12 protein-coding genes are annotated in these 12,837 nt (G+C 54.7%); 6 read left to right on the top strand and 6 right to left on the bottom strand.

The features are described 5' to 3' along the window. The first annotated feature begins 2 nt into the window (after window positions 1–2). The 3 genes from IDH45_RS12760 (at window position 3) to IDH45_RS12750 (ending at window position 2,591) form a co-directional block, all read left to right on the top strand. Entirely contained in the window at window positions 3–167 is a 165-nt protein-coding gene (locus IDH45_RS12760) for a hypothetical protein (protein ID WP_190928124.1), read from the top strand. 204 nt (window positions 168–371) lie between these two features. Then, window positions 372–959, top strand: coding sequence for an LOG family protein (locus tag IDH45_RS12755; protein WP_190928333.1), 588 nt, complete (start codon window positions 372–374; stop codon window positions 957–959). 465 nt (window positions 960–1,424) lie between these two features. Then, on the top strand, window positions 1,425–2,591 hold the full coding sequence (locus IDH45_RS12750; protein WP_190928122.1) for a Gfo/Idh/MocA family protein: 1,167 nt from the start codon (window positions 1,425–1,427) through the stop codon (window positions 2,589–2,591). A 177-nt stretch (window positions 2,592–2,768) separates the two neighbouring features. Here the strand turns inward: IDH45_RS12750 and IDH45_RS12745 are convergent, their stop codons facing one another. The 6 genes from IDH45_RS12745 to IDH45_RS12720 form a co-directional block, all read right to left on the bottom strand. Next, window positions 2,769–3,896, bottom strand: coding sequence for an aminotransferase class V-fold PLP-dependent enzyme (locus tag IDH45_RS12745; protein ID WP_190928120.1), 1,128 nt, complete (start codon window positions 3,894–3,896; stop codon window positions 2,769–2,771). 299 nt (window positions 3,897–4,195) lie between these two features. Then, window positions 4,196–4,849, bottom strand: coding sequence for a DUF4367 domain-containing protein (locus IDH45_RS12740; RefSeq protein WP_190928118.1), 654 nt, complete (start codon window positions 4,847–4,849; stop codon window positions 4,196–4,198). A 209-nt stretch (window positions 4,850–5,058) separates the two neighbouring features. Beyond that, window positions 5,059–5,625: a sigma-70 family RNA polymerase sigma factor gene (locus tag IDH45_RS12735; RefSeq protein ID WP_223836612.1), complete on the bottom strand. Its 567-nt coding sequence runs from the start codon at window positions 5,623–5,625 to the stop codon at window positions 5,059–5,061. Window positions 5,626–5,817: 192 nt separating this feature from the next. Then, window positions 5,818–7,686 (bottom strand): carbohydrate-binding domain-containing protein, encoded by a 1,869-nt coding sequence (locus IDH45_RS12730; protein WP_223836611.1) that lies wholly within the window; start codon window positions 7,684–7,686, stop codon window positions 5,818–5,820. Between the two features lie 64 nt (window positions 7,687–7,750). Then, window positions 7,751–8,437: a DUF4956 domain-containing protein gene (locus tag IDH45_RS12725; RefSeq protein ID WP_190928114.1), complete on the bottom strand. Its 687-nt coding sequence runs from the start codon at window positions 8,435–8,437 to the stop codon at window positions 7,751–7,753. Next, window positions 8,430–9,173 carry a polyphosphate polymerase domain-containing protein gene (locus tag IDH45_RS12720; RefSeq protein ID WP_190928112.1) on the bottom strand — a complete coding sequence of 248 codons (744 nt, stop codon included), beginning with the start codon at window positions 9,171–9,173 and terminating at the stop codon, window positions 8,430–8,432. The genes IDH45_RS12725 and IDH45_RS12720 overlap by 8 nt, the downstream gene beginning before the upstream one ends. Before the next feature lie 458 nt (window positions 9,174–9,631). On the opposite strand from IDH45_RS12720, the gene IDH45_RS12715 reads away from it, so the two are divergent. From IDH45_RS12715 to IDH45_RS12705, 3 genes are read left to right on the top strand one after another with little or no spacing between them, the layout of a single operon-like run. Continuing rightward, window positions 9,632–10,630, top strand: a complete 999-nt coding sequence (locus IDH45_RS12715; protein ID WP_190928110.1) for a beta-ketoacyl-ACP synthase III — start codon at window positions 9,632–9,634, stop codon at window positions 10,628–10,630. Beyond that, window positions 10,620–11,819 carry an ATP-grasp domain-containing protein gene (locus IDH45_RS12710; RefSeq protein ID WP_190928108.1) on the top strand — a complete coding sequence of 400 codons (1,200 nt, stop codon included), beginning with the start codon at window positions 10,620–10,622 and terminating at the stop codon, window positions 11,817–11,819. Before IDH45_RS12715 ends, IDH45_RS12710 begins: the two co-directional genes overlap by 11 nt. Continuing rightward, the gene (locus IDH45_RS12705; protein ID WP_190928106.1) at window positions 11,816–12,808 is read left to right on the top strand and encodes an NAD-dependent epimerase/dehydratase family protein; all 993 of its coding nucleotides are present in this window, start codon (window positions 11,816–11,818) and stop codon (window positions 12,806–12,808) included. Before IDH45_RS12710 ends, IDH45_RS12705 begins: the two co-directional genes overlap by 4 nt. Window positions 12,809–12,837: the final 29 nt, after the last annotated feature.

Raw genomic sequence — 12,837 nt, 5'->3', positions numbered from 1 at the left:
CGATGCCGATTCGCACGGCGCTGCCGATCCGCGACGGAGACCGGACCTATTACAAAATCGTCATTCCGCTGCCGGCAGACGGGCGGAAGCTGACGGCTTTGAGATTCATTCCCGAACCAGGCAAGGACGATACAGTTATGATTCGGGAGGTTCGGGTGCGGCTTTAGCGCGACGGATTCGCTGGCTGGCACTCTGGGCCTGATTTGGAAGCGGGACCTGTCCATGGCGGCAGGTCTTTTTTCGGTTTATGGAGCAGCAGCAGAGTAGACGAGTGACCAAGCAGCTCGCGGTGCGAAAGAGGGCGGCAGATGCAATTTGTCGCAAATCGTTTTATACTGGATAGAGATTAAGGGAGGTTAATGATGAACGACATAAAACGTATTTGCATCTTTTCCGGTTCAAATCCCGGCAGCCATTCCGATTATGAACTCGCGGCCAACGAGTTGGGGGACGCGCTCGTCGCGCACGGGATCGATCTGGTGTACGGCGGGGCTAGCGTAGGGCTAATGGGGCGAGTAGCGGATAAAGTACTCTCGGCGGGAGGACAGGCGATCGGCGTCATGCCGACCGGATTGTTTCGCAGAGAACTGGCTCATACGAGCTTGACGGAATTCCACGAAGTAGGCACGATGCACGAGCGCAAAGCGCTGATGGCCCAATTATCGGATGCTTTCATTTCTTTGCCTGGAGGACTCGGCACGTATGAGGAGCTGTTCGAGGCGGCGTGCTGGTCTCAAATCGGCATTCACGCCAAGCCGATCGGGTTGCTGAACGTCCGCGGCTTTTTCGATCCGCTCGTCGAGATGCTGAAGCACACCGTCCGGGAAGGCTTTATGAAGGAAGAAAATCTGGAGCTTCTTGTCGTGGAACCGGACCCGGTCCGGCTGATCGAACGTCTGCTCCAGTACGCGCCAGTCGATCAAGGACAAAAATGGGTGGAGCTGACTCCCAAAGGGTGAGCAGCACTGCGTATAGGACAGTTCCCAGGAGCTGTCCTATAAGTCACCGTTAATCTCGTTAGCACCGCTCAGACGGAGTTCAAACCAAAGGCGCTTCCACCTCCACCTATTCCATGGTTAGTTGACTTCGGAACAACACTGATATGATGAAGCCCGGGGGAGCTATCTAAACATCACAACACTAAAATTTCTTTGGAAACATTTTAAAAATGTGCAACAACGCAAGTGGTATCGGTTATAATTTTAGCGGGATGGAAGACGGCGGACAGACTTCGCAACAAATCGATCCCCCGCCGATCACCGTGATTTGGCAAAATAAAGAGGCGCCGGGAAGACTCGCGGTCCACAGCCGATCGATTGCTCGAAAAATCGAAGATTCCTCCTAGACAGATGCTGATGTCCACAGAGCTGATCGAACGTAATTCTTGCGCGGCTGCGCAGCAATAAGCGAAGGGAGAGGATTTCATGCAGTCCGTCCTTAGATTTGGCATGGTTGGCGGAGGGGAAGGTTCATTAATCGGAGATATTCATGCCCGGGGGGCGATGTTCGATCGCCGCAACGTTCTAACGGCGGGATGCTTCTCGCGGGACCCCGCCAAATCGGCGATTACAGGGGAGAAGTACGGCATCGACCCGGACCGGCTGTATGCGACGTACCGGGAGATGGCCGAGAAGGAGGCAGCGCGCGAAGACCGGATTCATTTTGTCGTCATCGTAACGCCGAACAATTCGCACTACGAGATTGCCAAGGTGTTTCTCCTCCACGGGATTCACGTCGTCTGCGACAAGCCGGTAACGATCGAGGAGAGCGAAGCGCGGGAGCTGGAGACGCTCGCGAACGAACGAGGCCTATTGTTCGGGGTAACGTACACGTATTCCGGTTATCCGATGGTGAAGCAGGCCAGAGAGATCGTCAAACAAGGGGAGATCGGCGATATTATATCCGTGATGGCGGAATATCCTCAGGAATGGGTGCTTCATGCGGCTGCGCCGTCCTGGAGAATGGATGCCCGGCAGGGTAAATCGTGCTGTGTGGCAGACATTGGCGTACACGTCGCTCATACCGTTTCCTACATAACCGGGCTTGAGATTGAGACGTTATGTGCCGATCTGCAGTCGCACGGGACGTTGATGGAGCTCGACAACAATGCCAACATTATGGTGAAATACACCAGCGGCGCGACCGGCATGTACTGGTGCTCCCAAGTGGCGCCAGGCAGCAAAAACGGTCTGAAAATCCGGCTGTTCGGGACGAAAGGTTCATTGGAGTGGCAGCACGAACGTTCCGAGGAGCTGCAGCTTTCCATCCTGGGAAAGCCCTTTCAATTACTGTCCCGCGGCAGAGATCCGATGTATCCGGCAGCGGCGGCGTTCAACCGGCTTCCCGGAGGACATCCCGAAGGCTTATATGAAGCGTTTGCGAACATTTACGCCGCATTCAGCGGAGAACTGTTGAAGCTGCTTAGAGACGGGAAGCTTACCGGCGCCGAACCGGAGGATTATCCGCGCATCAGCGAAGGGGCCGACGGCGTACGGTTTATCGACAAGTGCCTGGAGAGCTCGGAAAAAGGAGCGGTATGGGTCAAATACGATGCCGCCTCAGCTCCGGAACGGACCGTACAACCGGTATAAGCGGGTATTATACATCCAATCGAAAAGCCCTGCTGCGGAATGCTTAGGCAATCAGCGGCAGGGCGTTAATATTAGTTGGAGCGCTGCAGAAAAAGCGTTCCCCGTGTTCGGTATGAACGGGGGGCTACTCCGGCATAAGATGTTCAGCCGGAGCGGCAAAGTGATGCGAAGACGGTACTAAGGTCTTTCGTCCCGGCCTTCGTCCAGCAACTTGCTCATCCGTATAATGATTTGCTCTGCTTCAACCTCGTTCAGATGAAGAGGGTTCAGCGTCAGTCCCTGCTGATCGGGAGTCAGGGCTACGAGAATGGACGGGGTACCGTCCAGCAGCAGCTTGCTCAACTGCTCCGCCGTGCAGGCGGAATGAGCCGGCTTGACATGAGCCAGAGGGTAATCCTGTCCGGTCGGACCGGGATATACCCGTTCGGCGAGCCAGCCTGCCCGGTTTAATCCCTCACATAGACGGCGGACAAGCCGCTCATGCTGCTCCTTCACCGCCGCATGGTCCAGATTGACGTACCGCTCTATAGCGGCCACTAAACCTGCGATCTCTTCCTTGCCTACCTTCATCGGCCTGGCGATTGAATTTCTGGCTCCCACATAGAGGCGGCATGCCGCAATATAACGTTCCTTCCCGACGATCAATCCCGTGCTTTGCGGACCGCGAAGCGTCTTGCCTCCGGAGAAAATAACGAGATCCGCGCCCATTCCCGTGTATCGCCACAGATTGCTAACCGGGGGCAGCTGCGCCGCAGCGTCAACGACGACCGGGATGCCTTTCGCGCTGGAGATTCGTATCACTTCCTCCAAGGGCAGCGCCGCTTTGGCGAATTGCACCGTATCGAAATAAATGACACATGCTGTTCGATCACTCAATGCTGATTCCAGCTGTTCGGCAGTCGTGCCTTCCGTATCTCCGATTTCAACCAAGGTAGCCCCGGTTTGCCGGATCGCAAGGTCAAACCCGTTGTGCTGGCAGCGGTGAATAACGACCTCATTCCTTGCGCCCTTATGAAGAGGCCATGCCTTCGCCTTCGCTTCATCCGCACCCGTCATACAGGCGGCTGTCGTCACCGTCAGTGCTGCGGCGGCCCCGCTTGTAATGACAGCGGCTTCATTTCTCGTCAGCCGGGCGATCCGCTCACCGGCTTTCAGATGCAGCTGTTCCAGCGAAACAAAAGATTGGGCTGCATCCGCCATCGCCTCGATTACCTCGGCAGGCATCAGCGATCCGCCGATCATGGTGTAGGAGTCTGCGGCATTTATGACGGTTGCCACGCCTAGTTTACTATAGAAGTTTGACATCCATATGTCCGCCTTTCCGGATAGAGATACAATGATGATAACGCGCCTGAAGCTGTTAGCTCGATTATCTCAAAGATTGGAAATGGGGGGAAGCGGATCTTTTGTAGTCAATGCGTCGGCGGCGGCTAAAAGGAGCATTGCAGGGGAAAGCGGTATGAACAGCGCGTGTTGCGAAGCCGTGGAATCGATAAAGCGGGATATCGAGGCACGACGAAGGAATCCCGGTCATAAGCATAGGGGATCGCCCTTAATCAGCCGGCAAGCTGTTAAGGGCGATTGTCTCATGAGCGGATCGCTGCTTATGAAGTAGGAATCGACTCTGCGATCTTCAGAATTTCGTCTTTTGAAAGTCCTTTAGCCGTTATGCCGTACAGCACGCCGCCAGCCTCCCAGTCGATCGAATGTTCGCCGATCATAACCGCATCGGTATGATTCACTTGGACCCGATTCACCTGATGCGTCGTGCTCTGGGAGAAGGCCGTCTCTTCATCGGCATGGCGCTGCTGCATATAGATGAATTTTCCCGTCTCCGGATTCGTGTAGTAAATATCGATGTACTTGGAGCCGCTGACCGTTCCTTGTTCATCCTTGTAAAATTCGGCGCGGTCAAATGTATACCCGCTGGGCTGATAAGCAGGAAGAAGCACGTGGAAGGAAGTATACTGATTCAGTTGTCCGGGATCTTTTACGACAAGCGCATCCGGTTTTACGGGCTGATCTTTTGCTTGAGCCATGATTTGATGTTTCATTTCTTCCGGGATTGCCCCGGCTAATTGTTCCGGTGCAGGCTCCACCTGCGAGACAGAGATATGCCCAAGTGATATAGTGTTCATAATTTTGCCCATCATTTCGGAGGCCGAGGAAGGCTGAACCGCCGCAAGACTAATGATCCCCACCATGGCTACCGATGCGGCCGTTACCGAGAAACGCACCCATTTTTTCCTTTTATTCATGTTGGAACTCTCCTTGAATTGGTTGTGGTTATTCCTGATTTGACGATACATCGTAGCTTTATCGCTGATCTTGCTGTAATCCCGCTCCGCCAGGATTCGGCCTACCTCGAAGAGCGGCGCATATTCCGCTTTCGTTGCCGGTTCTCCAGTTTTTTGTTGGAGATAAGTATCCATTTCATCAGCAAAACGGTGATTGCGGTTGTTCCGGTTCATTCCGATTCCACGCTCCCCAGCAGTTTTCTTAGCTTCTTCATCGTCCGGAACAGGATGATCCCGACGTTATTTTCACTGATGCCCAGCAGCTCGGAGATTTGCGTATGCTTAAGCTCTGCGCCGAATTTGAGGGCGATCATATTCCGTTCCCTGGCGTTTAACGATTGCAGGGCCTGCTGCAGCTGATCGTTGAACTCTCCTTCGATGATCAGACTTTCCGGACTTTTTTTGCCGGATACAAGCTCCTTCAAACCGGTGAGCGAGAACAGCCTGCTGCTCTTTAGACTTCGATAATAGTCGTTCACGGTATTTCGGGCAATGGCAAACAGCCAGACTTCAAAAGGTGATTTGTTCTCGGAATACGTCCCGATTTTGATGAACGTCCGCTCGAACACTTGGCTGGTCAAATCTTCCGCCGTAAAATGGCAATTCACCCGGTAGGCGATGTAGTTGTATATTCGTTTGTGGTACGTTTCATAAATAAAAGCGAACCGGGATTCCGCTTCTGTAGGCGTTAACGCCTCCTTGGAGACGAAGGGATGAACGATCGCGCGCTGCTGCAAGCAAAAGCTCCTTTCTGATGAATTCTGCTTAGCTAAGCAATTCATAAGTAAATACGGATCATTTGTCTTTTCATTACGCCGTTGAATAAAAGAATTTTACATAACCCGATTATAAGGAATAAAAGTCCGGCCGAGGAAAAAAACAAACAAGCCGGCTGTTGCGCCGGCTTGCTGCGAGGAGAGTAGTGAATTTTATGGAGCTGGCCGTTCCATGCCTGTGCCGGTTCCGCGCCCGCGATTCATGCCGGGATTGCCGCCTGCACCGCCCGGACCTACGCTGCGTCCGCTCGTAACTCCCGATTCATTCAACCAGGTGACGGAGCCGGAAATGTTGAAGTCCACGATTTTCGTTCCACCCGCATAAAGGGTGTAGGCCGTGTCCTGCTTGAGGGCCGGGGAACTGAACACAACCGTCTGATACGCTTTGGAAGGCGTAGCGCTTACGACGACGTTCCCGCTGCCGTCCTTCAGCTCGACGGCCGTGCCTGCCGCTTTCGTCTGCGAGAACGTCATCAGGACGGAGCGCCCTGCGGACTGCTCCGAAGGAGCCATGGCCATGCCTGCGCTTCCGGCGGCGATCAAGGTGCCCCCGCTAATGGTGAACGTTCCGTCATAGTCCAAGGCTCCGTTGCCGCTCGAAGTCGGACCGTTCACGATGACCGTGCCGCCCGACATGTCGATCGAGCCGTTGGAATCCAATCCGTCGCCGGCGGCGTCCACCGTCAAGGAGCCTCCGCTGATGACAAGCTTGCCCTGACTCGCCGCGGTGAAATTGTTCTGTCCCGGGCGTCCTCCGACCGAGGAGCCGTCATTTCCACCGGCAATATTAAGGCCGTCGTCACTGGCGACAAGCCGGATGATCCCGTCGGTTATCGTGATCTCCGAGCTTTCGATTCCTTCATAGCTCTTGGCAATATCGATCGTGCCGCCTGTAATGGCGATGGAAGTATCCGCATGGATACCGTCGTCACCGGACGTTATCCGAAGCTCTCCGCCGGCGATCGCGATCGAACCGTTGCTGTGCACTGCATCGTCTCTGGAATCGATAGTTAAGGTACCCGACGTCACAAGGATCGTCGTGGCCGCTTTAATCCCTTTTGTGCTGGGCGAATCTTCTGTTGCCGTTTGTTGTTGTTGGGCCGTATTCGGGCCGCCCCGCGATCCCGGACGGTCGTTGCCCGTTCTTACCGCGCCGTTCGCGCTGCCGCCGCCTGCCACGATATCGTACGTGCCGCCGTCGATCCGGATCGCTGCCGCGGATTGCAGGCCGTCGCTTCCGGCTTTGATACGGAACGATCCGCCCTCGATGGCGATGCTGCCTTTCGATGAGTCGGTATCGTTCGTCGTTTTGATGCCGTCTCCGCCGGCTTCGATCGCGATCGTTCCGTCTTTGACGGCGACCTGATCCCGGCCTAATAGTCCGTCGTCCACCGCATGGATCTCAATCGTGCCGCCTGTAATTTTCAGATCGTCTTTGCTCGTCAATCCGTCATTATAGTTGCCTCGCACGATCAGCGAGCCCGTTCCGGTCAACGTAAGATCGGCTTTGCTGTATACAGCCGAATTCGGCTCGTCGTCGGAGGTTCCCGCTGCAGCATAATTCGCTCCGTCCGAAATTTTATTCGTTGTGCCTTCCTGCAAAACGATCGTGGCTTTATCCGCTTCTTTAATGTAGAGGGCAGCACCGCTCTTGTTCGTCAAGTCCGCTCCGTTCAGCACGAGCCGTACTTTCTCCGTGTCCGCCACCTCGACCGTAATTTGACCGTCCTCCCATGTGCCGCTGACCACATAAGTTCCGGGCGACGTTATGGCAACGGACTTGTCTTTGGCTTTGGCGCCTGTCCCTTCGATCGTCGCAGCGGCTCCGTTCAGCTTGATATATACCGGATTTTCCTGCGTCCAATCGGTCGCAAAATCGCTGTCTTTGTACGCCGCTTTCTCCGGTTCGCCCGCAACATTTGTCGTATTCACCGCTGCTGCCGATACCGCCCCCGAATCGGCTGGGGCAGAGGAGGGAGGAGTAGAGCTGTCGCCGTTGCAGGCGGCCAAGACGGTCGCCATGCATAACAGGGCGCATCCTATTTTTGTTCGCATATGGGTCATGGATATCTTCCTTTCGTTCTTCTTAATAGTCTGTCGTAGTGGGACTCATCGTTAGGGTAATGTCCAGATTCCCGTTCCGGACTCGGATCGCATCCAGAAATTGCTTTTGATCCGTGGCCGTGCTCATCGTGATCAGATAAACCAGCTCATAGAGGCTGCCGAGCTCGGTCGTTCTTACTTTTTTCAGCTCATAGTTGACGTCAAACTTCTTGAACACGCCGTCGAAAACCGCTTCATAGCTCAAATCCTCGGGAATCGTCACTTTCAGCATCAGCTGGGTCGTTTTCTTGACCCCGAACTTGGTCAAATTCAAAATAAACATCAGCAAGCAGAGGCAAACTGTAAACAAGACGGCATATCCGAAGGAGCCGACGCCGATCGCCAGTCCGGCCGCCATCGTAAACAGGACATATGCGATATCTTTCGGATCGCCGGGCGCGCTGCGGAACCGGATGATCGAGAACGCTCCCGCCAAACTGAATGCACGCGCGATATTGCTCCCGATCAGCAAAATGATGATCGCAACGATCGCAGGCAAAACGACCATGGTCAGCGTAAAGCTCGGCGAATATCCGCTGCGGCTGCTTGTATTCATATAGGTGAAGCTGATCACCAAGCCTACGACAATCGACATCAGAATCGTCAGGAGCGCATGGGGCAACGATAACTCTGTCGTGGCTGCGGCGGAACTGAAAATAGAATCAAGCATACTGCATGCCTCCTTGCCGGGTTTTTCCGAGTTTTACGTATTTTTTGTACTCATTGCCGTATTTGGAGAAGCTCGTGCGAAACATCTGATGCTCCGAAAGCATTCTCGCCAGCCACATCGGGATCGTCTTCTCGGCCTTAACCTCCATTAACCATCGCCCGGGCTCCAGCAAAGGCTCGCCGTAATCTCCCGCTTCCAGCATCAAGTCGTATCGTCTCGACCGGATGTTCGTATCGAACGTAATTCTCAGATCGCGGTTATCGATACTAAACAGCGCTTTTCGTTCATAGGCCAAATACACTTTCGGCTCCAGCTCGTACCGCTGCCGGAAATAGTGGATTTCCTGAATCACTTGCGCGTTCATATAAGGCATGGGGGCCGGCTCGATTCCGGTTCTGACGAAATCGTACGCTTCCTGAAGCCGGAGCGCCGATCTTCTTTTATTGACCAGACCGAACACTTTCTTTTTCAGCTCGAGATATACGCTCGCATCCGCTTTGGGTACGCCATACGACCGCAGCCGGAGCTTCTCTTTGTATTTCGGTTTCGATAAACTTTTGCGAATCAAAGCGTCGTCCTTCGTATCGAAATACAGGTTGCTGATGGAATAAAACGAATACTCCTTGTTGTAATTGTCCAGCTCCATATACTCGAGCAGCCTGTTGGAAAACCGGTGGAAGGCCGCTTCGTCCAGCAAATACTTGTTCTCATATCGATTAAATACTTCAATAGTCATGTGCCAGCACCCTCTCCGCGTCGAACGCTCATCTAACTATTCGCAGTATATCTCCCTAAGCTGAAGCGGTTCTGAAGGCAAGTTGAAGAGAACATGAGAATTAGCTGAAAGACTGCTGAATGAGAAAGGGGGGAGACGGGCGATATTCCTGTTCAAGATCGGCAGACAGGGCAGTTGATAATGGAAGGAACACGGCAAAATGATAGTTATTAATGTTATTAAATAGAATTTAGTTAACTGCATTAATTACACGTCTACTTAATTACGTTAATTAAAATAAGGGCAGGTCTTAGATCGTAATAGAGGCTACATAATATTTCTTATGTAACCATCCGAATCGCATATCCGCCGGACCAATCCCCAGGTACTAGTTAAAAATAGTACTTTTCCCGCCACCACCCAGTTGCTACAATTACCCCATACGTAAATCGTAGTATGCTGACGATTGGGGGCATCTTATGGATACGAGACGTGTGAAAATACTCGCTACCGGCAAATATATGCCGAAACGAAAAGTAACCTCTGAAGAGATCGACCGGCTGCTGGGAGTGCCGGAAGGGTGGGTTTACAAAAAAACGGACGTGTCGGTTCGTTATTTTATAGATGATGAAACGTCCTCCTATATGGGGGCGGAGGCGGCGAAGGAAGCGATGAAATCGGCGGGGCTGCATCCGAAAGATATCAACTGTATCGTCTATGCAAGCGGAACGGCCGAACAACCGATCCCCTGCACGGCTGCGCTGGTACAAAAAGCGCTCGGACCGGAATGGCACGGCATTCCCTCCTTCGATATCAACTCGACCTGTCTGAGCTTTCTGGCCGGGCTCGATGTGATGTCGTATCTGGTGGAAGCGGGCCGGTACGGCAAGCTGCTGCTCGTATCCGCCGAGATCGCTTCGACCGGACTGAATTGGGGCGATAAGGAAAGCGCGGCGCTGTTCGGAGACGGCGCCGCCGCCGTTATTGTCGGCAAAACGGAGGAGGGCGGAGGCTCGAGAATTATTCGGACCGCTTTTAAGACCTACGCAAACGGAGCCCGCTTGTCCGAAATACGCGGAGGCGGTACAAGGCTTCACGCCGGGCAATTCAGCGAATTGACGCGCGAGCACTATTTGTTCCGCATGGACGGCCAGGCTATTTTCCGGATGGCGTACAAACTGCTGCCGGACTTCGTCTCGTCGCTGTTAGCAGGGGCGGGGATGCGCATGGACGACTTCCGGCTGGTTATTCCGCATCAAGGAAGCGCCATGGCGATGCGGTTGATCCGCAAAAAGCTGGGCATCAGGGAAGATCAACTTATGTACATTACGCCGGATCACGGCAATACGATCGCCGCCTCGATCCCGATGGGGCTTCATGAGGCGATACGCCGCGGCCGGATCAACCGCGGAGACCGGATCTTGCTGCTCGGCACCTCAGCCGGATTGTCTCTGGGGGGCATGATCCTTGAGTATTGAACCTCAAGCCGTACTTATCACAGGCGCCCGGGCGCCGGCTGCGTTGGAATGGGTCCGGCTGTTCCATGCGGCAGGACGGAAGGTGTATGTGTGCGACAGTCTGAAACGGTTCGTATGCCGGTATTCCCGGCTCGTATCCGGTTCCGCGTTCGTTCCTTCGCCGAAAGACAATACGGAAGCTTTTATCGAAGGGCTGGTCGGGCTCATTCGAAAGTACCGGATCGCTCTGGTCGTGCCAACCTGCGAAGAGATATTTTATGTGGTTAAATATCGAAATGGACTGGAAGCGGAAGGGGCTGCAGTGTTCACCGATCAGCTTCCCGCTCTGCTGGGTTTGCATAACAAATATGAATTTATCCGGATGGTGGAGAAAAACGGATTGCCGGTCCCCGAAACGTACCGGATCACGAGCGAAGCGGAGCTGAGGGACATTGTTGCCGGTTCAACCGTGTCGCAAAAGTACGTACTAAAGCCCGTCTACTCCCGGTTTGCGTCAAAGGTCCGGATCATCGAGCGAAGCGCCGGCGGCCCACTCGTACAGGCTCCGGATTCCTTGTCGCCGGACTGCCCTTGGGTGCTGCAGCGGTTTATCGAGGGTACGCCGGTTTGCACATACAGCATCGCCAAGGACGGCCGGCTGTTTGCCCATGCGGCTTACGAATCGCGTTACCGGGCCGGGATGGGGGCGTCGGTTCATTTCGCCGCGATCGAGCACCCGGCTGTGCTTCGCTGGGTGGAGACGTTCGTCGCAGCCGAGAAGCTGAACGGACAGATCGCGTTCGATTTTATCGTGGATAGGGAAGGTACCGTATACCCGATCGAGTGCAACCCGCGGACGACAAGCGGGATCCATCTCTTCGCGCCGGGGGACGGGGTAGCCGAGACGGTTCTTCTTTCCGCCCGGGAGAACGGGGTAATGCCGCTCATTCAGCCGCCTGTAGGCCGGTCGTCGATGATCGGTATGATGATGGGCGTGCAGGCGGTACGGCTCGGAGTGCCTTGGGCGGCTCGCGTCGAAACGGTGCGGGATATGCTCCGCAGCCGGGATGTGCTGATCCGTTTCCGCGATCCGCTACCGTTTTGGTCGCAACTTTTCTCATTATGGGAACTGTTCAATATGAGCCGCAGACGCGGTGTCTCGCTGCTGGAGGCGAGCACGATCGATCTGGAATGGAATGATGACGGATGAGAGCGCTGGTTACGGGAAGCACCGGTTTTTTGGGGAAACGGCTGGCCGAACGACTGCACGTGCTCGGGTGGGACATCACGGCTGTCGGCCGGAACGATCAGGCCGGCAAAGCGCTGTCCGGCGCAGGAATCCGCTTCGTCAAGCTGGATTTGCGGGACCGCGAAGCCGTTCACCGGGTTGTTGCCGGGCAGGACGTCGTGTTCCACTGCGCGGCTTTATCGTCGGCTTGGGGGATATACCGGGATTTTTATGAATCCAACGTTACGGCGACCGGGTTTTTGCTGGACGCGGCGCGGGCGCATTCGGTTCAGCGGTTCGTTCATGTTTCCACTCCGAGCGTTTATTTCAACTACACGGACCAATTCAATCTGACGGAAGACAGCGAGCTGCCCAGCCGGTTCGCGAACGATTATGCCCGCACGAAATACGAGGCGGAATGCCGGGTACGCGAGGCGTTCGCTGCCGGACTGCCGTCGCTGATCATTCGGCCGCGGGCGATATTCGGACCGGGCGATCCCGCCTTGTTCCCCCGCCTGATGCGAGCTAATGACAAGGTTGGCATCCCTCTTATCGACGGCGGACGGGCTCTGATTGATCTCACTTACGTCGATAACGTGGTAGATGCGCTGCTGTGCTGCGCCCAGGCCTCCGAATCGGCCTTGGGCGAAACTTACAATATTAGCAACGGCGAGCCGGTTCGATTTGTCGACGCAGTTGACCGTTTGTTCGGTCAATTGGGGGTAACGCCGCGTTATCGCCATCTGGCTTATCCGACAGCTGATCGGTTGGCGGCTGGGCTGGAAACGGTGTACCGTCTGCTTCGGCTTCGCGGCGAGCCTCCGTTTACCCGTTATACGATCGGGGTGGTGAGCTGCAGTCAGACGCTCGACATCGGGAAAGCGGGACGTTTGCTTGGCTATGAGCCAAACGTAAGCGTCGATGAAGGACTCGCCAGATTTGCGGACTGGTGGCGGAAACCTCAAAAGTAGGGCAGATTTGTGCAGCATACGACTGGAGG

The organism is Paenibacillus oceani (assembly GCF_014705615.1).
In the GTDB taxonomy this organism is placed as follows: Bacteria; Bacillota; Bacilli; order Paenibacillales; family NBRC-103111; genus Paenibacillus_AB; species Paenibacillus_AB oceani.
This window is presented reverse-complemented; position numbering and strand designations above follow the sequence as displayed.